Source organism: Streptomyces sp. CB01580, assembly GCF_001905795.1.
In the GTDB taxonomy this organism is placed as follows: domain Bacteria; phylum Actinomycetota; class Actinomycetes; order Streptomycetales; family Streptomycetaceae; genus Streptomyces.
Map to the genome: position 1 here is coordinate 224615 of NZ_LIXJ01000020.1, position 21570 is coordinate 246184.

At 72.0% G+C, this 21570-nt stretch carries 22 protein-coding genes and 1 riboswitch; of the genes, 9 read left to right on the forward strand and 13 right to left on the reverse strand.

Annotation, left to right across the window (positions count from 1 at the left end):
- Positions 1–32: 32 nt before the first annotated feature.
- The 6 genes from AMK22_RS26085 to AMK22_RS26110 form a co-directional block, all read right to left on the reverse strand.
- Positions 33–1067 (reverse strand): hypothetical protein, encoded by a 1035-nt coding sequence (locus AMK22_RS26085; RefSeq protein WP_073788857.1) that lies wholly within the window; start codon positions 1065–1067, stop codon positions 33–35.
- 49 nt (positions 1068–1116) lie between these two features.
- Positions 1117–2034 (reverse strand): methylenetetrahydrofolate reductase [NAD(P)H], encoded by a 918-nt coding sequence (metF, locus tag AMK22_RS26090; protein WP_073788859.1) that lies wholly within the window; start codon positions 2032–2034, stop codon positions 1117–1119.
- A 142-nt stretch (positions 2035–2176) separates the two neighbouring features.
- Positions 2177–2830 (reverse strand): thiamine phosphate synthase, encoded by a 654-nt coding sequence (gene thiE / locus AMK22_RS26095; protein WP_073788861.1) that lies wholly within the window; start codon positions 2828–2830, stop codon positions 2177–2179.
- 276 nt (positions 2831–3106) lie between these two features.
- Positions 3107–3472 carry an Rv2175c family DNA-binding protein gene (locus AMK22_RS26100; RefSeq protein ID WP_073788863.1) on the reverse strand — a complete coding sequence of 122 codons (366 nt, stop codon included), beginning with the start codon at positions 3470–3472 and terminating at the stop codon, positions 3107–3109.
- Positions 3473–3573: 101 nt separating this feature from the next.
- Complete coding sequence (locus AMK22_RS26105) at positions 3574–4755, reverse strand: NAD(P)/FAD-dependent oxidoreductase (RefSeq protein WP_242434138.1); 1182 nt, start codon at positions 4753–4755, stop codon at positions 3574–3576.
- A 109-nt stretch (positions 4756–4864) separates the two neighbouring features.
- Complete coding sequence (locus tag AMK22_RS26110; protein ID WP_073788866.1) at positions 4865–5209, reverse strand: hypothetical protein; 345 nt, start codon at positions 5207–5209, stop codon at positions 4865–4867.
- A gap of 91 nt (positions 5210–5300) precedes the next feature.
- Positions 5301–5414: riboswitch (TPP riboswitch) on the forward strand.
- Between AMK22_RS26110 and thiO the strand changes: the two genes are divergently transcribed.
- From thiO to AMK22_RS26135, 5 genes are all read left to right on the forward strand, one after another.
- Positions 5412–6617 carry a glycine oxidase ThiO gene (gene thiO, locus AMK22_RS26115; RefSeq protein WP_073788868.1) on the forward strand — a complete coding sequence of 402 codons (1206 nt, stop codon included), beginning with the start codon at positions 5412–5414 and terminating at the stop codon, positions 6615–6617. Its footprint overlaps the riboswitch before it by 3 nt.
- 110 nt (positions 6618–6727) lie before the next feature.
- Positions 6728–6922, forward strand: a complete 195-nt coding sequence (gene thiS / locus AMK22_RS41175; RefSeq protein WP_242434139.1) for a sulfur carrier protein ThiS — start codon at positions 6728–6730, stop codon at positions 6920–6922.
- A gap of 2 nt (positions 6923–6924) precedes the next feature.
- On the forward strand, positions 6925–7719 hold the full coding sequence (locus AMK22_RS26125; protein WP_073788872.1) for a thiazole synthase: 795 nt from the start codon (positions 6925–6927) through the stop codon (positions 7717–7719).
- Between the two features lie 123 nt (positions 7720–7842).
- Entirely contained in the window at positions 7843–9759 is a 1917-nt protein-coding gene (gene pknB, locus AMK22_RS26130; protein ID WP_073788873.1) for a Stk1 family PASTA domain-containing Ser/Thr kinase, read from the forward strand.
- A gap of 6 nt (positions 9760–9765) precedes the next feature.
- Positions 9766–10623 carry a deoxyribonuclease IV gene (locus tag AMK22_RS26135; protein ID WP_073788875.1) on the forward strand — a complete coding sequence of 286 codons (858 nt, stop codon included), beginning with the start codon at positions 9766–9768 and terminating at the stop codon, positions 10621–10623.
- Positions 10624–10743: 120 nt separating this feature from the next.
- On the opposite strand, the gene AMK22_RS26140 is transcribed toward AMK22_RS26135, so the two are convergent.
- A complete protein-coding gene (locus tag AMK22_RS26140; protein WP_073788877.1) occupies positions 10744–11376 on the reverse strand; it encodes a sulfite oxidase-like oxidoreductase in 633 nt (210 codons plus the stop codon).
- Between the two features lie 194 nt (positions 11377–11570).
- Between AMK22_RS26140 and bfr the strand changes: the two genes are divergently transcribed.
- Positions 11571–12095 (forward strand): bacterioferritin, encoded by a 525-nt coding sequence (gene bfr, locus AMK22_RS26145; RefSeq protein WP_073788879.1) that lies wholly within the window; start codon positions 11571–11573, stop codon positions 12093–12095.
- Between the two features lie 212 nt (positions 12096–12307).
- Here the strand turns inward: bfr and AMK22_RS26155 are convergent, their stop codons facing one another.
- Positions 12308–12592: a (2Fe-2S)-binding protein gene (locus AMK22_RS26155; RefSeq protein ID WP_073788959.1), complete on the reverse strand. Its 285-nt coding sequence runs from the start codon at positions 12590–12592 to the stop codon at positions 12308–12310.
- Between the two features lie 182 nt (positions 12593–12774).
- Positions 12775–14121 carry a class II 3-deoxy-7-phosphoheptulonate synthase gene (locus tag AMK22_RS26160; RefSeq protein ID WP_073788961.1) on the reverse strand — a complete coding sequence of 449 codons (1347 nt, stop codon included), beginning with the start codon at positions 14119–14121 and terminating at the stop codon, positions 12775–12777.
- 220 nt (positions 14122–14341) lie between these two features.
- Between AMK22_RS26160 and AMK22_RS42415 the strand changes: the two genes are divergently transcribed.
- Together AMK22_RS42415 and AMK22_RS26170 are read left to right on the forward strand one after the other, a co-directional pair.
- Positions 14342–14398, forward strand: a complete 57-nt coding sequence (locus AMK22_RS42415) for a trp operon leader peptide (protein WP_078513512.1) — start codon at positions 14342–14344, stop codon at positions 14396–14398.
- Positions 14399–14486: 88 nt separating this feature from the next.
- Entirely contained in the window at positions 14487–16457 is a 1971-nt protein-coding gene (locus AMK22_RS26170; protein WP_242434135.1) for an anthranilate synthase family protein, read from the forward strand.
- 52 nt (positions 16458–16509) lie between these two features.
- Here the strand turns inward: AMK22_RS26170 and AMK22_RS26175 are convergent, their stop codons facing one another.
- From AMK22_RS26175 to AMK22_RS26190, 4 genes are all read right to left on the reverse strand, one after another.
- Positions 16510–17526: a 2-hydroxyacid dehydrogenase gene (locus AMK22_RS26175; protein WP_073788887.1), complete on the reverse strand. Its 1017-nt coding sequence runs from the start codon at positions 17524–17526 to the stop codon at positions 16510–16512.
- Between the two features lie 140 nt (positions 17527–17666).
- Positions 17667–18359 carry a response regulator gene (locus AMK22_RS26180; protein WP_073788888.1) on the reverse strand — a complete coding sequence of 231 codons (693 nt, stop codon included), beginning with the start codon at positions 18357–18359 and terminating at the stop codon, positions 17667–17669.
- Entirely contained in the window at positions 18356–19579 is a 1224-nt protein-coding gene (gene macS / locus AMK22_RS26185) for a MacS family sensor histidine kinase (protein WP_073788890.1), read from the reverse strand. Before macS ends, AMK22_RS26180 begins: the two co-directional genes overlap by 4 nt.
- 48 nt (positions 19580–19627) lie before the next feature.
- Positions 19628–20389: a lysophospholipid acyltransferase family protein gene (locus tag AMK22_RS26190; RefSeq protein WP_073788892.1), complete on the reverse strand. Its 762-nt coding sequence runs from the start codon at positions 20387–20389 to the stop codon at positions 19628–19630.
- Positions 20390–20615: 226 nt separating this feature from the next.
- Here AMK22_RS26190 and AMK22_RS26195 point away from each other — a divergent pair, with 226 nt between their 5' ends.
- A complete protein-coding gene (locus AMK22_RS26195) occupies positions 20616–21395 on the forward strand; it encodes an alpha/beta hydrolase (protein WP_073788894.1) in 780 nt (259 codons plus the stop codon).
- The last annotated feature ends 175 nt before the right edge of the window (positions 21396–21570 follow it).

Genomic DNA, 21570 nt, shown 5'->3' on the forward strand with positions numbered 1-21570 from the left:
CGTCGAGCTCGTCGGCGAGGGCGCCCCGGCGCTCAGTAGCGGTACTGCTCCCCGTCGTAGCCGTTGCCGTTGTGGTAGCCGTTCGGATACGGGGCGGGCTGGGCGGGCTGGGCGGGCTGGGCGGGCTGGGCGGGCTGGGCGGGCTGCTCCGGGGGCACGGCCGGATGCTGCTCGCCCTCGCGCTGCTGCGGCACCCAGACACCGCCCGGCGGGGTCTCGGCGTACTGCTGCTGGGCGTACGGGTCGCCGTAGCCGTCGTACGTGGCGGGACCGCCCGCGGTGCCGGTCCCGATGTAGGGGTCGGAGTACGCGGCGTACCGCTGCTGCCCGCCCGTGCCGTAGTCGTACGGCCCGGCGAAGGAGTTCTGGCCGCTCAGGGAGTCATGACCGGTCGCGAACGCGTCCTGACCGGTCGGGAACGCCGGGTTGCCGGCGGCGAACACGTCCTGATCGGTGGCGAACGCGGCAGGGCCGGCCGGGAACGTGTCGTGGCCCGGCGCCGGGTACGCGGCGGGGTCGGTGCCGCCGTTGTACGCGGCGTACTGCGGCTGCAGCCGCGTCTGTGCCTGGTCGTCGAGGCCGCCGCCCCGTGCCGCGCGGGAGTGATCGGAGTAGACGCCGTACTGCCCCGTGTCGTCGGGCAGCGGCTCCGGCTCGTAGACGGCGGCGGGCGAAGCATCGGCCATCGGCTGCGCGGGCACCTGCCCGTCCCGCGCCGCCTCCACGTCCGGCACTTCGAGCGTGGGTGCCGCCCTGCGGCCGCTCCGGCTCCTGCCGCCCTTCCCGCCGCGACGGCGACGGCTCTCGCCGGGGCTTCCCCCTATGGCCCAGCCGGTGGAGAAGCCGCGCCGGAAGGACAGCGTGACGTACGTCTGACCGGTCGCGAACGCGATCGTGCCGACGACGATCACGAACCGCGACTGCACCAGGACGCCGATGATCACGCAGAGGAACCCGACGAAGGCCAGCAGTCGCCAGCGCAGGCGTGCCTTGTACTGCAGGAGCACCTCGCCGAGCAGCCACAGCGCGACGATTCCGAACGCGATGTAGAGGACCGTCCAGCCCATGCCCGCCCCCTCCTACGGCCACCGCCCGGGTCATGGCGGGTACGGCCGGTCACAACTGCTTGTGCAGTCCGAGATTCTCGTGGATCTCGAGCGTCGCGGTCGAGTTGTTGAGCGTGATGAAGTGCAGTCCGGGCACACCTTCGGAAAGCAGCCTCGCGCAGAACTCCGTTGCGAAGTCGATACCAATGGAGCGTACAGCCGCGGGATCGTCCTTGACCGCGAGGATCCGTTCTTTCAGCGACGAGGGGAAAGAGGCGTTGCTGAGCTGTGCGAACCGGTCGAGCTGTTTGACGCTGGTCAGCGGCATGACCTCGGGAATGATCGGGGTTTCGCAACCCGCAGCGACCACCCGGTCACGCATGCGCACATAATCGTCGGGATTGAAGAACATCTGGGTGATCGCATAATCGGCACCGGCACGGCACTTGTCCACGAAATGCCGGATGTCGGTGTCCCAGTCGCTCGAACGCGGGTGCATCTCGGGGAATGCCGCGACCCCGACACAGAAATCACCGGATTCCTTGATGAGCCGGACCAGATCGGCCGCGTACCGCACGCCCCGCGGGTGCTCGACCCATTCGGCCATCGGGTCGCCGGGCGGGTCCCCGCGCACGGCGAGGATGTTCCGGATCCCGGCGTCGGCGTACTGCCCGACCATGTTGCGCAGCTCGGCGACGGAGTGGTTGACCGCGGTGAGGTGCGCGACCGGGGTGAGGGTGGTGTCGGCGGCGATCTCCTGCGTGGCCTTGACCGTCCCCGCCCGGGTGGAGCCGCCGGCGCCGTACGTCACGGAGACGAAGCTCGGCCGCACCGCCTCGACGCGGCGCAGGGCGTTCCAGAGGTTGCGTTCGCCCTTCTCGGTCTTGGGCGCCCAGAACTCGAAGGAGTACGAGGGCTTGCCGGTCGCGAGGAGTTCACGCACCGTGGGCGCGTGATCCGTCCTGGTGGTAGGTGTGCCAAGGGCCATATGGGCAGGTTAACCAGAGCGCGCGGACCGCAGGACCAGACCAGCGCCAAATGTCCGGATTGAACGTTTCTTTGTCCATCCTTCGGACATTCGGCCGTCCACGCTCCGGCACGGTCCCGGACCACGCCCGGCACGGGGCCGGTCACGCCTCCGCGCGGGCCCGGATCCTTCCGGCGAGGTCGGCGGTGGCCGCCGCGGGATCGTCGGCCTCGGTGATCGCCCGTACGACGACCACCCGGCGCGCCCCGGCGTCCAGCACCTCGTCGAGGTTGCCCGCGCCGATCCCGCCGATGGCGAACCAGGGGCGCCGGGTGCCGAGCGAGGCCGCGTACCGCACGAGGTCGAGGCCCGGGGCGGACCGGCCGGGCTTGGTCGGGGTGGGCCAGCAGGGGCCGGTGCAGAAGTAGTCGACTCCGGGCTGGGCCACGGCCGCGTCGACCTCGGACCGGGCGTGGGTGGAGCGGCCGATCAGCACGTCGTCACCGAGGACGGCGCGGGCCGCGGGGACCGGCAGGTCGCCCTGGCCGAGGTGGAGCACGTCGGAACGGATGGTGTGGGCCACGTCGGCCCGGTCGTTCACCGCGAGGAGCTTGCCGTGGCGCGCACAGGCGTCGGCGAGGACCGCGAGGTGTTCGAGCTCCTCGGCTGCCTCCATGCCCTTGTCGCGCAGCTGGACGATGTCGACCCCGGCGGCGAGGACGGCGTCGAGGAAGGCCGGGAGGTCTCCCTGGCGCCTGCGGGCGTCCGTGCACAGGTAGAGCCGGGCGTCGGACAGCTGCGCGCGAGGCGTGGACATGGTGCGGTTCCCCCCGAAAGAGCGTGAACGGTGATCGGAGCGGCTCGGGGTGCGGGCCGTACGGCCCGCACCCCGACGGGCTCTCAGAACCTGTCGGGCGACCTCTGACCGGGCGGCCGCGCCCTGGCACGCACTCCCCCAAGGCCTTGAGGGCCAGGGGCCCCTCCGGCGTTGCCGAAATGCCCGCGCAGCTCCGCTACGAGAACATCCCGGCACCTTGGAATCGCACGCACCATACCGCGTCCGCATTCCGATCGAAGGTCACCCGGCAGGCTCTCAGACGGCAAGCGCCTGAGCGCGGCGCTTCACCTCCGTGCCGCGATTCTCGCTCAGCGCCTGGGCGGGGGTGCCCGGAAGGGTCGGGTCGGGGGTGAAGAGCCACTCCAGCATCTCTTCGTCGTTGAAGCCGTCGTCCCGCAGGAGGGTCAGGGTGCCGGAGAGGCCCTTGACCACCTTGTTGCCGGCGATGAAGGCGGCCGGCACCTGGAGGGCCCGGTTCTCACCGCGGCGTACGGCGATGAGCTGGCCCTCCTTGACCAGCTGCCGCACACGTGTCACCTCGACACCGAGCATGTCGGCGATGTCGGGGAGGTGGAGCCAGGCAGGGACGAGAGCATCGATCTTTGCGTCAATCTCGGTCACGGGACAAGCGTGCCATCCCGGACCGACAGTCGGTAGCCGGGCCGACCGTACGGGCGGCGCCGGTACGCCGTCGGAGGGTCGGCGGCCGTGGAGTACGGGTGTCAGAGGGCCGTCGACTTCAGGGGTACGGAGGGGTCGGCGGCCCGCACCGGGTCGATGCGGGTACCCGCCTCGATGAGCCTGCGGCCCTGCGCCAGGTCGCGGGGGCGGCCCACGGCGAGGACCGCCACCAGGACGCCGTCGCGCAGCCAGCACACCGACCAGGCGGGGTCGGCGGGGTCGCCGCGCCACAGCAGGGTGTCGGCGCCCGCGTGGTGGCCCGCGTACTGCACGAACCGGTCGAACTGCTCGGACCAGAAGTACGGAACGGGGTCGTAGGCGGGCGGCGCCGGGTGGTCCCCACCCGCGGCCGCGACGATGTCGGCGGCGACGGTCCGGGGGCCCTGGAGCGCGTTGTCCCAGTGGTGGACGAGCAGGCGTTCGCCGTAGCGGGCGGACGGGAACGAGGCGCAGTCGCCGACCGCGTACACGTCGGGCAGCGAGGTGCGCAGCGTGGTATCGGCGGTCACCGAGCCGTCGGGGCCGAGTGCGATGCCCGAGCCGGCCAGCCAGCCGGTGGCGGGGCGGGCGCCGATGCCGACGACGACGGCCCCGGCCGGGATCGCGCGGCCGTCCGCGAGGACCACCCGGCCCGGTTCGACGTGGTCGACCCGGGCGCCGGTGAGGAGTTCGGTGCCGCTCTCGGCGTACCAGGCGGCCATCGGGGCGGCGACCTCGGCGGGCAGCGCGCCGGCGAGCGGCCGGTCGGCGGCCTCCAGGACGGTGACCGCGCAGCCGGCGGCGCGGGCCGCGGTGGCGAACTCGGCGCCGATCCAGCCCGCGCCGACGACCACCACGTCCTGCCGCTCGTCGAGGACGGGCCGCAGCCGGGCCGCGTCGTCGAGGGTGCGCAGCAGGTGGACGCCCAAAACACCCTCGGTGCCGGGCAGGACGATGGGTTCGGCGCCGGTCGCGATCACCAGCACGTCGTAGGGAACGGGACCGGACGGGGTGTCCAGTTCGTGCGCCGCGGCCCGCAGGCCGGTGACGTCGAGGCCCAGTACCAGCTCGATGTCCAGCGCCTCGAAGTCGATGTCGAAGGCGGAGTCCTCGGCCTTGCCGAGCAGCACCGCCTTCGACAACGGGGGCCGGTCGTAGGGCTGGTGGGGTTCGGCGCCGATCACCACGACGGGGCCGGTGAAGCCCTGCTCCCGCAGGGCCACGGCCGTCTGCACACCGGCCATGCCCGCGCCGACGACGACGACACGGCGCTCCGTGCCCGGTTCCGGGCGCTCCGACTGCTGCGACTGCTGCTGATCGCTCACCCGTACACCATAAACACCTGACAGACCGTCACGGCAGGGGGAGTTCCTCCACGGTGCTGGTGCCGCTGCCCTCCTGCGACTCCCACTCCCACCGCTCCTCCAGCCGGACCCGGCCGTCCGGGAGATCGACGACGGTGGACACGCAGTGGCCGCAGGACGTCGTTCCGTCCTGCTTGAGCTGCACGTACCGGAAGTCGAGGACGTCACCGGCGCGGGTGCCGACGAGATGGCCGCGGACCACGTCGCCGCCCTCGTACTCGGCCCAGATCCGGCCGTCCTCCTCGTGGTACGTGAAGCGGGTACGGGTACCGACCTGACCGGGTGCCTGGTCGGCGACCGGCGAGAGGACGAGTCCGTCGAGCGAACGGGCCATGGCTCTGCTCCCTTGCCCGGGTCCGGTGGTCCCTCACCGGCGCCGGCGGTCCCTCACCGGGTCCGGTGGACGGGGTTTAGGGTGGCCACGGTAAGACACTCGCGGGAGCCCGGACGCAGCGGGCTGAGAGGGAGGCTGGAGCGGCCTCCGACCGTACGAACCTGATCCGGGTCATGCCGGCGAAGGGAGGGGCTGGACGCCCATGCGTTCTTCTCATCACGAGGGCCGGTCCGCCCGGGGCGGGGGGCGGTACGACGTCCTCGTCGTCGGGGGCGGGATCATCGGCCTGGTGACCGCCTGGCGGACCGCGCAGCGCGGCCTGCGCACCGCGCTCGCCGATCCCGATCCGGGCGGCGGTGCCGCCCGCGTGGCCGCCGGGATGCTGGCCGCCGTCACCGAACTCCACTACGGCGAGGAGCTGTTGCTGGGGCTGAATCTCGCCTCGGCCGCCCGCTACCCGGCGTTCGTGGCGGAGCTGGAGGAGGCGAGCGGCCGGGACACGGGCTTTCGCGCCTGCGGCACGCTCGCCGTCGCGCTGGACTCCGACGACCGGGCCCATCTGCGGGAACTGCACGCCCTGCAACGGCGTTCGGGCCTGGAGTCGGAGTGGCTGACGGGCCGCGAGTGCCGCCGCCTGGAGCCGATGCTCGCGCCGGGCGTGCGCGGCGGGCTGCGGGTCGACGGCGATCACCAGATCGATCCGCGCCGACTGGCCGCCGCGCTGCTGACCGCGTGCGAGCGGGCCGGGGTGGTCTTCCACCGGGCCCGGGCGGAACGTCTGACGGTGGTGCGCGACCGGGCCGCCGGAATCGTGCTCGCCGGGGGCCAGGAGCTGGCCGCCGACCAGATCGTGCTCGCAGCGGGGAGTCTCAGCGGCCGGCTGCCGGGCCTGCCGGACGGGGTCGCGCCACCGGTCCGGCCGGTGAAGGGGCAGGTGCTGCGGCTGACCGTGCCCGCCCGGTACGCGCCCTTCCTCTCCCGGACGGTCCGGGCCGTGGTCCGGGGCGGCCCCCTCTATCTCGTACCGCGCGAGAACGGCGAACTGGTCGTCGGCGCCACCAGCGAGGAGATGGGCTGGGACACCACCGTCACCGCGGGCGGCGTCTACGAGCTGCTGCGGGACGCCCACGAGCTGGTGCCCGGCATCACGGAGCTGCCGCTCGTCGAGACCCGGGCCGGTCTGCGCCCCGGCTCCCCCGACAACGCCCCGTTGCTGGGCCCCACCGCGCTTCCCGGCCTCCATCTCGCGACCGGCCACCATCGCAACGGGGTGCTGCTCACGCCCGTCACCGGAGACGTCATGGCGGCGTCGCTGGCCGACGGCGAGCTGCCCGAGGTGGCCCGCCCCTTCACCCCGTACCGCTTCTCGCCCGCCGCCGACTCCGTACGTCAGGAGCAGCCCGCATGACCGAGCCCGCGCCCCTCGCCGACTCCGCGCCCGTCCCCTCCCCCGCCTCCTCCCCCGCCTCCGCCCCCGTCTCCGTCTCCGTCTCCGTCTCCGCCCCCGTCTCCGTCTCCGTGTCCGTGAACGGGGAGGTCCGGCTCCTCGCCGCAGGCACCGCCCTGGACGCGCTGGTCGCCGGGCTGACCTCGGCCCGCTCCGGTGTCGCGGCGGCCGTCAACGAGAGCGTCGTGCCGCGCGGGCAGTGGCCCGCCACGGCGCTGCGCGACGGAGACCGGGTCGAGATCCTGACCGCGGTCCAGGGAGGCTGACCATGTCCGACGACCTCTTCGCCCTCGGCGACACCACGTTCGGCTCCCGGCTGATCATGGGCACGGGCGGGGCGCCCAGCCTCGATGTGCTGGAACGCTCCCTCGTCGCCTCCGGCACCGAGCTGACCACCGTCGCGATGCGCCGCCTCGACCCGACCGTGCAGGGCTCGGTGCTCTCCGTCCTGCGACGGCTCTCCATCCGTGTCCTGCCGAACACGGCGGGCTGCTTCACCGCGGGCGAGGCCGTGCTGACCGCCCGGCTGGCCCGCGAGGCCCTCGGCACCGACTGGGTCAAGCTGGAGGTGGTGGCCGACGAGCGGACCCTGCTGCCCGACCCGGTCGAGCTGCTGGACGCCGCGGAGACCCTGGTGGACGACGGTTTCACCGTGCTGCCCTACACCAACGACGACCCGGTGCTGGCCCGCCGTCTCCAGGACGTGGGCTGCGCGGCGGTGATGCCGCTCGGCTCGCCCATCGGCTCCGGTCTCGGCATCCGCAATCCGCACAACTTCCAGCTGATCGTCGAGCAGGCGCGGGTACCGGTGATCCTCGACGCGGGTGCCGGGACCGCCTCGGACGCGGCGCTGGCGATGGAGCTGGGGTGCGCGGCGGTGATGCTGGCCTCCGCCGTGACCCGGGCCCAGGAGCCCGAGCTGATGGCCGCCGCGATGCGGCACGCGGTGGCGGGCGGACGGCTGGCGTACCGGGCGGGCCGGATCCCGCGCCGACACTTCGCCGAGGCGTCGTCGCCGGTGGCGGGGCGCGCGGTGCTGGACCCGGAACGCCCGGCCTTCTGACCGGGGCGCCCGGGCCCGTCGGGCCGGGGAGGCGGCGTGTCCCTGTCACGGCTCGGCTGCGGTTCGGCGCCGGGACCGTCCGGGCCGTCGGACGTGTCCGCCGCGGCTCGTAGACTCACATCCGTGGATACGACCCTCCAGGACCCGCTCGTCGGGCAGCTGCTCGACGGCCGCTACCGCGTCGATGCCCGCATCGCCGTGGGCGGCATGGCCACGGTCTACCGGGCCGTGGACACCCGGCTCGACCGGGTGCTCGCCCTCAAGGTGATGCATCCGGCACTCGCCACCGACGCGTCCTTCGTGGAGCGGTTCATACGCGAGGCCAAGTCCGTGGCCCGGCTCGCGCACCCGAATGTGGTCGGGGTCTTCGACCAGGGCGCCCAGGGCCAGTACGTCTACCTCGCGATGGAGTACGTCCCGGGCTGCACGCTGCGCGACGTGCTGCGCGACCGCGGCGCCCTCCAGCCGAGGGCCGCGCTGGACATCCTGGAGCCGGTGCTCGCCGCGCTCGGCGCCGCGCACCGGGCGGGCTTCGTGCACCGCGACATGAAGCCGGAGAACGTCCTGATAGGGGACGACGGCCGGGTCAAGGTCGCCGACTTCGGTCTGGTGCGGGCGGTGGGTTCCGTCACCAGCACCACCGGATCGGTGCTCGGGACCGTCTCGTACCTCGCCCCCGAGCAGATAGAACACGGTACGGCTGACACCCGTACCGACGTGTATGCGTGTGGTGTGGTCCTGTACGAGATGCTGACCGGGTCCAAGCCGCACGTCGGCGACACCCCCGCCCAGGTCATCTATCAGCACCTCAACGAGGACGTCCCGGCCCCGTCGGCCGTCGTCCCGGAACTCCCGGTCGAGCTCGACGACCTGGTGGCGAGCGCCACCGCCCGGGACCCCGAGGTCCGCCCGTCCGACGCGGTGGCCCTGCTCGCCGAGACCCGCGAGGCCCGTTCCGCGCTCACCGACGCCCAGTTGGACGCCGTACCGCCGCAGGCCCGCACCGGGGAGCGCGACGCCACCGAGGACCGCACGAGCGTGATCCCGCGGCTGCTCCCGGCCGACCAGGGCGTCGCCCATCACACCAGCCGACTGGAAACGCCCCTGCCGGCGCCGCCACGGCCCGCACCGCGCGCCCCGTGGCGCCGCAGCCCCCGGCGCTCCGTCGTCACCGCGCTGGTCGCAGCGCTGCTGGTGCTGGGGATCGGCACCGGTGTCTGGTACATCAACTCCGGGCAGTTCACCCGGGTGCCCTCGGTGCTCGGCCAGACCGAGAAGACCGCCCAGAAGCGGCTCTCGGACGCCGGTCTGGACCTCAAGGGCGTCGAGCGGGCCTACAGCGACACCGTGGAACGAGGCAAGGTCATCAGCAGCGACCCCGGTTCGGGCGACCGTATCCGGGGGAACGACGCGGTGAAGCTCGTCGTCTCGCGCGGCCCCGAGATCGTGAAGGTGCCCGATGTCCAAGGCCTCGCGCTCGCCGACGCCAAACGTGATCTGAAGGAGGTCGGCCTGGTGCCCGGCATGGTCACCAAGGAATTCAGCGAGGAGACGGCACGGGGCGAGGTGATCCGTACGGACCCCGCGGCGGGCGCCGAGCGCCGCTCCGGCTCCGCGGTCGCCCTGGTCGTCAACAAGGGCGCTCCGGTCGATGTGCCCGATGTCACCGGGCTGTCCGTCGAGGACGCCACGGCCGCGCTGGACGAGCAGGGACTGAAGGCCGAGGTGCTGCCCGACCGGGTCCACTCCCCCGAGGTCGCCGGCGACATCGCCCATCAGTCGCTGGGCGAGGGCAGCCGGGCTGCCGAGGGCGACACCATCACGCTCACGGTCTCCAAGGGGCCACGGATGATCACCGTCCCGGACGTCACCGGGAAGGGCGTCGACGACGCGAGGAGCGAACTGGAGGACGCGGGCTTCGACGTCAAGGTCGACCGCCCCTTCCTCTCCTTCAGCGACACGATCGCGAGCCAGTCCGTCGCGGGCGGCGAACGGGCCCCCGAGGGCAGCACCATCACCATCAGGACCAAGGGGCTCTAGATCCACATGCGCAACCCAGTCGGCGGCCACGTCCCCGTGGCCGGCGGTCTCGCCAAGGTCGGCCTGCCCTATGCCAGGGAAATGGGGGCGGAGGCGGTGCAGGTCTTCGTCGCCAATCCGCGCGGCTGGGCGACCCCCGTGGGCAACCCCGCCGAGGACGAGCGGTTCCGCGCCGAGTGCGCCGCCGCGTCCGTACCGGCGTACGTCCACGCCCCGTATCTGATCAACTTCGGTTCGCACACCGAGGCCACCGTGGAGAGGTCGGTGGAGTCGCTGCGCCATTCGCTGCGCCGGGCCCGTGAGATCGGCGCGCTGGGCGTCGTGGTGCACACCGGCTCGGCGACCGGCGGCCGGCCGCGCGAACGGGCCCTCGCCCAGGTGCGTACGCACCTGCGGCCGCTGCTGGACGAGCTGACGCACGACGACGACCCGTTCCTGCTGCTGGAGTCCACGGCCGGTCAGGGGGCCTCGCTCTGCTCACGGACCTGGGACTTCGGCCCGTACTTCGAGGCGCTCGACTCCCACCCCAGGCTCGGCGTGTGCCTCGACACGTGCCACATCCACGCGGCGGGCCACGACCTGTCGGGCCCGGAGGGCATGCGGCAGACCCTGGACCTGCTGGTCGACACCGTCGGCGCGGACCGGCTGAAACTGATCCACGCCAATGACTCCAAGGAGGCGGCGGGAGCCCACAAGGACCGGCACGCGAACATCGGCGCCGGGCACATCGGCGAAGAGCCGTTCCGGGAGCTGTTCTCCCATCCGGCCACCGCGGGCGTGCCGTTGATCATTGAAACACCGGGCGGAAAGGACGGCCACGCGGCGGACGTGGCCCGGCTGAAGGGGCTGCGCGACCGGGACTAGTGCCGGTCTCGGCACTAGCACTCGGTTCCCTTCTTCGGATTCCCCATGGGGAATACCCCATGGGGGTATACGTTCGTACCACCACTGACGGCGGACCGGGCGCGTCCGTCGCCCACCGGGTCAGAGCTCGGGGCCGTCCCCGGGCTCTTCCTGGTACGAGTAGCGCTGCTCGCGCCACGGGTCGCCGATGTTGTGGTAGCCGCGCTCCTCCCAGAAGCCGCGGCGGTCCGCCGTCATGTACTCGACGCCGCGGACCCACTTGGGCCCCTTCCAGGCGTAGAGGTGCGGCACGACGAGCCGGAGCGGGAAGCCGTGCTCGGCGGTGAGCAGCTCACCGCCCTTGTGGGTGGCGAAGATCGTTCGGTCCGAGGCGAAGTCGGAGAGCCTCAGGTTCGAGCTGAAGCCGTACTCGGCCCAGACCATCACGTGCGTGACGTTCGGCGCGGGCGGCGCGAGTTCCAGAACCGTACGGGCGAGGACCCCGCCCCACTCGGCGCCGAGCATGCTGTATTTCGTGACGCAGTGCAGGTCGGCGACGACCGAGGAGTACGGCAGCGCCGAGAACTCCTGATGGTTCCAGCAGTGCTTCGCGCCGTCCGCGGTGGCACCGAAGACGCGGAACTCCCAGCGGTCCGGCTTGAACTTGGGCACCGGCCCGTAGTGGGTGACCGGCCAGCCGCGCTGGAGTCGCTGTCCCGGCGGAAGCTCCGACTGCTCTGACGCGCGGTTTTCCCGGCTTTCCGGCTGACCCATGCCTCCATGGTGACAGACAGACAGGGGTGGTTCCGACCAGGGTGTAGATAATTCTGGCAAATCCCACTAAGCGTGTACTTACTGGACGATCAACGAGCGCGATGCGAGGATTCGGCCAACTTGCCGTATTCGTTGGCATTCACTGTTATTCACCGGTATTGGCCGGTACCCACCGGCCGGAAGGAGCCTCTCCGATGCAGGGCGATCCCGAGGTCCTTGAGTTCCTGAACGAGCAGCTGACCGCCGAACTGACCGCGATCAACCAGTACTTCCTTCATTCCAAGATGCAGGAGCACGCCGGCTGGCTGAAGCTCGCGAAGTACACCCGCGCCGAGTCGTTCGACGAGATGCGGCACGCCGAGATCCTCACGCACCGGATCCTCTACCTCGACGGACTGCCCAACTACCAGCGGCTGTTCCACGTAAGGGTGGGGCAGACCGTCACCGAGATGTTCCAGGCCGACCTCCAGATCGAGGTGGAGGCGATCGACCGCCTGCGGCGCGGGATCGACCTGATGCGCGGGAAGGACGACATCACGTCCGCGAACATCTTCGAGGCGATCCTCGCCGACGAGGAGCACCATGTCGACTACCTCGAAGCCCAGTTGGAGCTCGTCGAGAAGCTCGGCGAACCGCTCTACATCGCTCAGCAGATCGAGCAGCCGCACGACGAGGGACACAGCGGCGAGACGGGCCTCAAGGGGTACGGGGGGCACTAGGGCGTTTCGAAAGCAGCGTCGACCGCCCGAAGGACGGGGGCCTGCGGGGGGCCGGTGCGACGCATCGCACGGCGGAGGGTCGTCCTCGTACCGGGCGTACGTGGACGATCCCGACAACGCGGCGAAGCGCCGTGCCAGGCGTCGCGGGCCGGACGGGACTTTCGAAACACTCCCTGGCCGCGCTCCGAAAGCGCCGGAGCCGGGCGAAGAGGTCAGGCCGCCTCGGGGATCCGGGCAGGCCGTGCGGCACCCGGGGCGAGCGCGTCGGCATCGCCTCCAGCAGCGTCGGAGTCGGCGCCAGGGGTCCGCTTCCGGTCGAGCAGCTCACGGCGCGGGCAGGCGCCACGGCCCAGGACGGCCTGGATGGCGCGGACGCAGCCGCCGCAGTCCGTACCCGCCTTGCAGACGGAGGCGATCTTGCGGGGGGTGCAGGCTCCGGCTTCCGCATGCTCCTTGACCTGCTGCTCCGTAATGCCGAAGCACGAGCAGACGTACATGCGGTTCACCTCCCGACGGGTTCGGTCCTTGACTGCCAGACCGTCCCCCTGCCCGGTGAGGCAAACCTAACCTTACCCCGCGCGCAAGGTGCCCGGAACCTTCGAAAGCCCTGTGGGGCACGGATCACAGCGATCCGTGCCCCACAGTCGTACGCCTGTCACCCGCGGTGACGCGGTGCCGCCTACTGGTCGCGGTACATCTCGGCGACCAGGAACGCCAGGTCGAGGGACTGGCTCCGGTTGAGGCGGGGGTCGCAGGCCGTCTCGTAGCGCTGGTGCAGATCGTCCACGAAGATCTCGTGCCCGCCGCCGACGCACTCGGTGACGTCGTCGCCGGTGAGCTCCACGTGGATGCCGCCCGGGTGCGTGCCGAGGCCCTTGTGCACCTCGAAGAAGCCCTTGACCTCGTCCAGGACATCGTCGAAGCGGCGGGTCTTGTGGCCGGAGGCCGCCTCGAAGGTGTTGCCGTGCATCGGGTCGGTCACCCACGCCACGGTGGCGCCGGACGCGGTGACCTTCTCCACCAGCTCGGGGAGCTTGTCGCGGACCTTGTCCGCGCCCATGCGGACGATGAAGGTCAGCCGGCCCGGCTCCCGGTCGGGGTCGAGGCGCTCGACGTACCGCAGCGCCTCCTCGGCCGTCGTGGTCGGACCGAGCTTGATGCCGATCGGGTTGCGGATCTGCGCGGCGAACTCGATGTGCGCGTGGTCGAGCTGCCGGGTGCGCTCGCCGATCCAGACCATGTGGCCGGAGGTGTCGTACAGACGGCCGGTGCGCGAGTCGACACGGGTCAGGGCCGACTCGTAGTCCAGCAGCAGGCCCTCGTGCGAGGCGTAGAACTCGACGGCCTTGAACTCCGCCGGGTCCGTGCCGCACGCCTTCATGAAGTTCAGCGCGTTGTCGATCTCGCGGGCGAGCGCCTCGTAGCGCTGGCCCGACGGCGACGACTTCACGAAGTCCTGGTTCCAGGCGTGCACCTGGCGCAGGTCGGCGTAGCCACCGGTGGTGAAGGCGCGCACCAGGTTCAGCGTGGAGGCGGACGCGTGGTACATCTGCTTCAGCCGCTGCGGGTCCGGGACCCGGGCCTCCTCGGTGAAGGCGAAGCCGTTCACCGAGTCGCCGCGGTAGGTCGGCAGGGTGACGCCGTCGCGGGTCTCGGTGGGCTTGGAGCGCGGCTTGGAGTACTGACCGGCGATCCGGCCCACCTTGACGACCGGCACGGACGCCGCGTAGGTGAGAACGGCGCTCATCTGGAGCAGCGTCTTCAGCTTGGCCCGGATGTGATCGGCCGACACGGCGTCGAACGCCTCGGCGCAGTCACCACCCTGGAGCAGGAACGCCTCGCCCTTGGCGACGGCTGCCATACGGGCGCGCAGCTGGTCGCACTCGCCCGCGAACACGAGCGGCGGATACGACGCGAGTTCCGCGAGTACATCGCGCAGAGCCTCGGCATCGGGGTACTCGGGCTGCTGCGCCGCGGGAAGGTCTCGCCAGGTGTTGCCACCGGCGACGGAGGTATTGGCGTTCACGGTCACACCGACCACATTACGGGGTCCGGCGCCGTGTCCATCCGAAAGCTCAATAGTTGAGACGCGCGCTCGGATGACCCGCCCGCGGCCCACCCGCCCGCCGAGGCCGCCGCCTGTCCGTCGGAGGATCCGCCCGCGACTCCCCGGGGGGATCTCCCCCGACGGGGACCGCGCCGGTTTCCGTTGGGGGATGCCCCGCCCATCCGCTAGGGTTCGGGGCATGTTCGCGCAGACGACCCAGAACTGGTGGTGGACCGCTCATCCGGCGGCCCACTGATCGATCGCGCGACAGACCACGCGAAGGCCGCCCGAGGGGCGGCCTTCTTCGCGTTCGGGAGCCGTTCCTCTTCATGGAAGGAACACCCGTGCCCCAGCCCCAGCCCCGCCCCCGCCGCGCCGGCTCCGTCGTCGAACGGCTGCTCGGTGACGACTGCCCGCCGTTCGCCCTGCTGCACCGCCGCACCCCCGGCCACGACCAGGACGTCGTCGAGGTGCTGATCGGCCCGGTGCGGGAGGTGGACCGGCTCGCCGACCTCCCGGTCGGACCGCTGCCCTCCCTCGCCCTGGTGCCGTTCCGGCAGATCGCCGAGCGCGGCTTCGACGTGCGCGACGACGGCACGCCGCTGTCCGTGCTGGTCGCCGACGAGGTGCACGAGCTGCCGCTCGCCGAGGTGCTGGAGCACCTGCCGGTGCGGGACGTGCCGGTCGTCGGCGGCGGCTTCGACGTCCCCGACGAGGAGTACGCGGAGATCGTCCACAGGGTCGTCGAGGACGAGATCGGACGGGGCGAGGGCGCGAACTTCGTCGTCCGGCGCACCTTCCGGGGCGAGATCCCCGGCTTCGGCCGGGCCGACGCGCTGGCCCTGTTCCGGCGGCTGCTGGCCGGTGAGCGGGGTGCGTACTGGACGTTCGTGGTGCACACCGGGAGCGGACGGGGGCCCGACGGGGCTTCCTCGGAGGGGGCTTCGTCGGAAGGGCGGGGGACGGCCGGGCGGACGCTGGTCGGGGCGAGCCCCGAGGTGCACGTGCGGATGTCCGGCGGGACGGTCGTGATGAACCCGATCAGCGGCACGTACCGCTACCCCGCCGAGGGACCGACCGCCGAGGGCCTGCTGGAGTTCCTCGCCGACCGCAAGGAGCGCGACGAGCTCTCCATGGTCGTCGACGAGGAGCTGAAGATGATGTGCACCGTGGGCGACATGGGCGGGGTGGTGGTCGGGCCCCGCCTCAAGGAGATGGCCCATCTCGCGCACACCGAGTACGAGCTGCGCGGACGCTCCTCGCTCGACGTGCGGGAGGTGCTGCGCGAGACCATGTTCGCGGCGACGGTCACCGGCTCGCCCGTGCAGAACGCCTGCCGGGTCATCGAGCGGTACGAGTCCGGCGGGCGCGGCTACTACGCGGGGGCGCTGGCGCTCCTGCGGCAGGAGCCGGGCGGGGCGCAGACCCTGGACTCGCCGATCCTGATCCGTACCGCCGACATCGCGGCCGACGGCCGGCTGCGGGTGCCGGTCGGGGCGACGCTGGTACGCCACTCGGATCCGGAGGGCGAGGTCGCCGAGACGCACGCGAAGGCGGCCGGGGTGCTCGCCGCGCTGGGGGTGCGCCCCGGCCGGCCCGGGGCAGGGGCGGCGGGCCCGGCGCGGCTGGCCGACGACCCGCGCGTGCGGGCGGCGCTGGATGCCCGGCGGGACGGGCTCGCCCCGTTCTGGCTGCGGATGCAGGAGCGGACCCATGAGGGGGCCGGCCGTGCGCTGGTGGTCGACGGTGAGGACACCTTCACCGCGATGCTGGCCCATCTGCTGCGCTCATCGGGGCTTCAGGTGGCGGTGCACCGCTTCGACGAGCCGGGGCTGCGCGAGCGGGTGCGCGGCCACGCGGGTCCGCTCGTGCTGGGTCCCGGGCCCGGGAATCCCGGTGACACGGCCGATCCGAAGATGCGGCTGCTGCGCGGGCTCGCGGCGGAGCTGGTCCGCGACCACCGGCACGGGCTGCTGGGGGTCTGTCTGGGCCATGAGCTGATCGCGGCGGAGCTGGGGCTGGACATCGTCCGCAAGACCGTGCCCCATCAGGGCGCCCAGGTCCGGATCGACCTCTTCGGGCGGCCGGAGACGGTCGGCTTCTACAACAGCTTCACGGCGCGCTGCGACGAGGCGGCGGCCGTCGAGCTGGCGGCGCACGGCATCGAGTCGAGCGCGGACCCGGCGACCGGGGAACTGCACGCGCTGCGCGGACCGGGCTTCGCGTCGGTGCAGTTCCATCCGGAGTCGGTGCTGACGCTGCGCGGCACGGCGATCGTGGCGGAGCTGCTCGCGGGGCTGCCGGTCGGCGGCTGAGACGCGTCCGACGAGCCGGGCTGACGCCCGGGGACCGGCGCGGCCCCGGGCGTCAGCCCGCCGGGAGCGCCGGTACGAGGACGTTCTCGCTGCGGCGGCCGGCCAGGTGGTCGGCGATGTTGCGCACAGTGGTGTCGATGATCTGGGACACGGCGTCCCGGGTGTAGTACGCCTGGTGCGAGGTCACGACGACGTTGGGGAAGGTGACGAGCCGGGCGAGGGTGTCGTCGTCGATGCCCTCCAGGGACTTGTCGACGAAGAAGAGCCCTGCCTCCGCCTCGTACACGTCGAGTCCGACGCCCAGGAACCGGCCCGCGCGCAGCTCGGCGACCAGCGCGTCGGTGTCGACGAGACCGCCGCGGCTGGAGTTGACCAGGATCGCGTCGTCCTTCATCCGGGCCAGGGCCCGGGCACCGATCAGGTGGTGGGTCGCGGGCAGCAGCGGGACGTGCAGGCTGATCAGGTCGGACTCGGCGAGGAGCCGGTCCTTGTCGACGTACTCCATGCCGAGTGCGGTGCAGGCGGGGTTCTCGGTGACGTCCCAGCCGAGCAGTCTCATGCCGAAGCCGTGGGCGATACGGGTGAACGCCTCGCCGATCCGGCCCGTGCCGATCACCCCGGCCGTGCGCCCGTGCATGTCCCGGCCGAGGAGGCCGTCGAGCCGGAAGTCGAAGTCGCGGGTGCGGCCCGCGGCCCGGACGACGCGGCGGTTGACCGCCATCGCGAGGGTCCAGGCGAACTCCGCGACCGAGTACGGCGAGTAGTGGGAGACCCGGGCGACGCGGAGGGCGAGCCGTTCGGCGACGTCGAGATCGATGTTGTTGAAGCCGGTGGACCGCTGGGCGATCAACTGCGTGCCCCCGGCCGCGAGCGTCTGCAGGACGCGGCTGCCGAGGTCGGCGTTGACACTGGTGGAGATGATCTCGTGGCCCGCCGCGATGGGGGCGGTGTCGGCGGTGAGGAAGACGTCCAGGCACCGGACCTCGTGCTGCCCGGCGAAGGCCCTGTCGAAGGCCTTCTCGATCAGCGGCTTCTCGTCGGACTGCACACCGAAGGCCAGGATTTCCACGACTGCTCCCGTTCGACGCGCGGACCGGGGACCGGGGCGGGCGCCGGTCGTCGCGAATGTGCCGGTCATCGCGAATATACGGTCCCGGCCCCCGCCGCGCCGCTCGGAGGCCGCCGCCCGCCCGGCGTGCCCGGACGCGCTCAGACGTCGTCGAGGCCGCGCTCGATCGCGTACCGCACGAGCTCCACGCGGTTGTGCAGCTGGAGCTTGCCCAGGGTGTTCTGGACGTGGTTCTGGACGGTGCGGTGCGAGATGACCAGACGCTCGGCGATCTGCTTGTACGAGAGCCCCTTGGCGACCAGCCGCAGCACCTCGGTCTCGCGCTCGGTGAGCCGCGGGGCCCCCGGCTCGTCGGCGGCGACGGGCGCGGGGTCGGAGGCGAGCCTGCGGTACTCGCCGAGGACCAGTCCGGCCAGGCCCGGGGTGAAGACGGGGTCGCCGGCCGCAGTGGACCGTACGGCCTCGGTCAGCTCCTGCGTACTGGCCGACTTGAGCAGATAGCCGGTGGCGCCGGACTTGACCGCCTCCAGCACGTCGGCGTGCTCGCCGCTCGCGGAGAGCACCAGCACCCGCAGCCCGGGCAGGGCGCCGACGAGTTCCTTGCAGACCTGTACGCCGGGCATGCCGGGCAGGTTGAGGTCGAGGACGAGGACGTCGGGCGTGACCGCCTTGGCCCTGCGGACGGCCTGCGGCCCGTCGCCCGCGGTCGCCACCACCTCGAAAGCCGACTCGGACAGATCGCGGGCGACGGCGTCGCGCCACATCGGATGGTCGTCGACCACCATCACCGTGGTGGTCCGCTCCTCGGCGCTCCGGTCGTCCTGCGTGCTCATCCCGCTGATCCTGCCTTCCCCCGTGAAACCTTCGGAACCTTCAATTCCACCTCGGTGCCCTGACCGGGCACCGAGACCAACTCCGCCGTACCGCCCAGGTCACGCAGCCTGCCGCGGATCGACAGCGCGACCCCCATCCGTCCCTCCCCCTCCGCCTGGGCGAGCCGCCCCTCCGGAATGCCCGGCCCGTCGTCCCGGACCGTCACGACCACCTCGTCCGGCCAGTCCTCGACGAGGATCCACGCCTGGGCGTTCTCCCCCGCGTGCACCCTCACATTGTCCAGGGCGGCACCGACGGCGGCCGCCAGCTCCGCCGCGGTGGCGGGGGCGAGCAGCACCGGGGCCCCCGGCTCCGCGAAGGTGATCCGGGAGCCCGCGTGCGGGGCGAGCAGGGTGCGCAGGTCGCACGTGGCCGGGCCGGACGGTTCGTCGTCGACCTCCACGCTGCGGACCACCGCACCCTCGGCGGCGTCCTCGGAGACCCGGGTGGCGGGCACCAGTCCGCTGGTGACCAGGGTGCGCAGGGCGATCTCCTGCTCCCCGGCCAGCCGGCCCAGCTCGGCCGCCTCGCCGCCCAGCGCGGTGCCGCGGCGCTGCACCATCGCCAGGACCTGGAGGACGCTGTCGTGGATGTCGCGGGCGAGCCGTTCCCGTTCCCGGGTGGCGGCCTCGATCTCCAGGGCGCGGGCGAGGGTGCGTTCACTGGCCCGGGCGACCTCGACGACGTACCCGATGGCGATGGAGGCGACCCAGACCAGCAGGACGTTGTGGAAGGTGTCCCGGCTGGGCTCGCCGCGTTCGACGATGTTGACGACGGCGACGAGGGTCGAGGCGAACGCCGCCCAGCGCCAGCCGCCCTTGAGCGCGAAGGCCAGCACCGAACCCGCGGTCCAGATGGACGGCAGCGTGGGGCCGTCGACCGACTGGGCCTCGAAGTCGGCGAGCGGGGTGAGGAGGATGCCTGCGAGGGCGAGCGCCAGGTCCACGCCGAGGAAGCGCTTGGTGCAGGCGACGGCGCCGGAGACCTTCGGGAGCGAGGCGAGCGTCCAGACCGCCAGCACGGTCAGGAAGACGACGGCGACCCACGGCCGGTCGTACCGCTCCCGGCCGAACACGGCGAGCAGCACCGCGTAGACCATCGTCAGCACGCGATAGGCCGTCAGGGCACGCCACAGCGGCTGCTCGACCGACATCCGTACGACGCGTTCGCGCCTGGCCACTTCTTCCCCCTCGGGCAGGACCGGCGCGCTCTGCGCCGAACCGTTCCGTCACCCCTGTGTTCCGGACTCTCCGCCCGCGCGCTTCTCCTCGGGGCGGCGCTTGGTCTCCTCCGCCCGGCGCTTCGCCTCCTCCGCGATCTGCCGCTTGGCGACGGTCGCGTAGATGTCGACGTACTCCTGCCCGGAGAGCTTCATGATCTCGTACATCACCTCGTCGGTGACCGAGCGCAGGATGAAGCGGTCCCCGTCCATGCCGTGGTAGCGGCTGAAGTCGAGCGGCTTGCCGATCCTGATCCCCGGGCGCATCAGCTTGGGCATCACCTTGCCGGGCGGCTGGATCTTCTCCGTGTCGATCATCGCGACGGGGATGACGGGGGCGCCGGTGGCCAGCGCGACCCGGGCAAGTCCGCCGGGCTTGCCCCGGTAGAGACGGCCGTCGGGCGACCGGGTGCCCTCCGGGTAGATGCCGAACAGCCCGCCGCTCTCGATGACTTCGATGCCCGCCCGGACGGCGGCCTCACCGGCGCCCCGGGCGCCCGAGCGGTCCACCGGGAGCTGGCCGACGCCCTTGAAGAAGGCGGCGGTGAGCTTCCCCTTCACGCCGGGGGTGGTGAAGTACTCGGACTTGGCGATGAAGGTGACCTTGCGGTCCAGGACGGCGGGCAGGAAGAACGAGTCGGAGAAGGACAGGTGGTTGCTCGCGAGGATCGCCGGCCCGTGCGCGGGGATGTTCTCCAGGCCCTCCACCCAGGGCCTGAAGGCGAGCTTCAGCCCGTTGCCGATGGAGAGCTTCATTGCGCCGTAGATCAACTCGGTGCCTCCTGTGTGCTGTCCGACAGACCTTAACCCGTGCGGGCGTCCCCGTTCCCGCCCGGACCGGGCGTTGCTGTGGACGGGGCCGGGACGGCCCTGGTCGGTGTCAGTCCGGTCGCGTACGGTGAAGCAATCCTCTGTACTTCCCTCCTTCCTTCCCCTTCAAGTCTCGTTCCCCTTCGAGCTCTCGTCCCCTTCGAGCCTCACGAACAGGAGATCCCCGGTGCCGGTCCTGCCTGGAGCCGAGCCGTTCCGCCACGAGGGCGGAGAGGTCGGTGTCCTTCTCTGCCATGGATTTACCGGTTCCCCCCAGTCGCTGCGCCCCTGGGCCGACCATCTGGCGGAACGCGGCCTCACCGTCTCGCTCCCGTTGCTGCCCGGACACGGCACCCGCTGGGAGGACATGCAGGTCACCGGCTGGCAGGACTGGTACGCGGAGGTGGACCGGGAGCTGCGCGGGCTGCTGGAGCGGTGCGCCCGGGTCTTCGTCTGCGGCCTCTCCATGGGCGGCGCGCTGACGCTGCGGCTCGCGGCGAAGCACGGTGACGCGATCAGCGGGCTGGTGCTCGTCAATCCGGCGAACAAGGTGCACGGTCTGTCGGCGTACGCGCTGCCGGTCGCCCGCCACCTGGTGCGGACGACGAAGGGCCTGGCGAACGACATCGCCAAGGAGGGCTCGCCGGAGCTGGGGTACGACCGCGTACCGCTGCACGCGGCGCATTCGCTGCGGCAGTTCCTCCGCCTGGTCGACGCCGAGCTGCCCCAGGTCACGCAGCCGCTCCTGCTGCTGCACAGCCCGCAGGACCATGTGGTGCCGCCCGCCGACTCGGCCCGGATCCTCGGCCGGGTGTCGTCGACGGACGTCGAGGAGATCCTGCTGGAACAGAGCTACCACGTGGCGACGTTGGACCACGATGCGGAGCGGATCTTCGACGAGAGCCACAGGTTCATCGGCCGCCTCGCTCCGAGCGTCGGGAAGAAGGGGAGCGGGTCCGGTGGCTGAGCACGAGGCGGAGCGCACGGGAGGCGAGGACGGGCGCGAGTCCCTTCCCGCCGAGGGAACCGCACGGCCCGTGGAGGGCGTGGCTCCCGAGGCAGCGGACACACCCGCGCCCGGGGACGGACGCCGGGGCGGGGACCGTACGGACGCGCGGGACGCGGCCCCGTCGTCGGCTCCG

What these genes read in the sequence shown, in the direction of transcription:
- AMK22_RS26155 (WP_073788959.1), bottom strand. Translation starts at nt 12,592, where the DNA reads ATGTACGTCTGCTCGTGCTTCGGCATTACGGAGCAGCAGGTCAAGGAG.
- AMK22_RS26180 (WP_073788888.1), bottom strand. Translation starts at nt 18,359, where the DNA reads ATGAGCACGCAGGACGACCGGAGCGCCGAGGAGCGGACCACCACGGTG.
- AMK22_RS26135 (WP_073788875.1), top strand. Translation starts at nt 9,766, where the DNA reads ATGCGCAACCCAGTCGGCGGCCACGTCCCCGTGGCCGGCGGTCTCGCC.
- AMK22_RS26125 (WP_073788872.1), top strand. Translation starts at nt 6,925, where the DNA reads ATGTCCGACGACCTCTTCGCCCTCGGCGACACCACGTTCGGCTCCCGG.
- metF (WP_073788859.1), bottom strand. Translation starts at nt 2,034, where the DNA reads ATGGCCCTTGGCACACCTACCACCAGGACGGATCACGCGCCCACGGTG.
- bfr (WP_073788879.1), top strand. Translation starts at nt 11,571, where the DNA reads ATGCAGGGCGATCCCGAGGTCCTTGAGTTCCTGAACGAGCAGCTGACC.
- thiO (WP_073788868.1), top strand. Translation starts at nt 5,412, where the DNA reads ATGCGTTCTTCTCATCACGAGGGCCGGTCCGCCCGGGGCGGGGGGCGG.
- thiE (WP_073788861.1), bottom strand. Translation starts at nt 2,830, where the DNA reads ATGTCCACGCCTCGCGCGCAGCTGTCCGACGCCCGGCTCTACCTGTGC.
- AMK22_RS26110 (WP_073788866.1), bottom strand. Translation starts at nt 5,209, where the DNA reads ATGGCCCGTTCGCTCGACGGACTCGTCCTCTCGCCGGTCGCCGACCAG.
- AMK22_RS26085 (WP_073788857.1), bottom strand. Translation starts at nt 1,067, where the DNA reads ATGGGCTGGACGGTCCTCTACATCGCGTTCGGAATCGTCGCGCTGTGG.
- AMK22_RS26105 (WP_242434138.1), bottom strand. Translation starts at nt 4,755, where the DNA reads ATGGCCGGTGTGCAGACGGCCGTGGCCCTGCGGGAGCAGGGCTTCACC.
- AMK22_RS26140 (WP_073788877.1), bottom strand. Translation starts at nt 11,376, where the DNA reads ATGGGTCAGCCGGAAAGCCGGGAAAACCGCGCGTCAGAGCAGTCGGAG.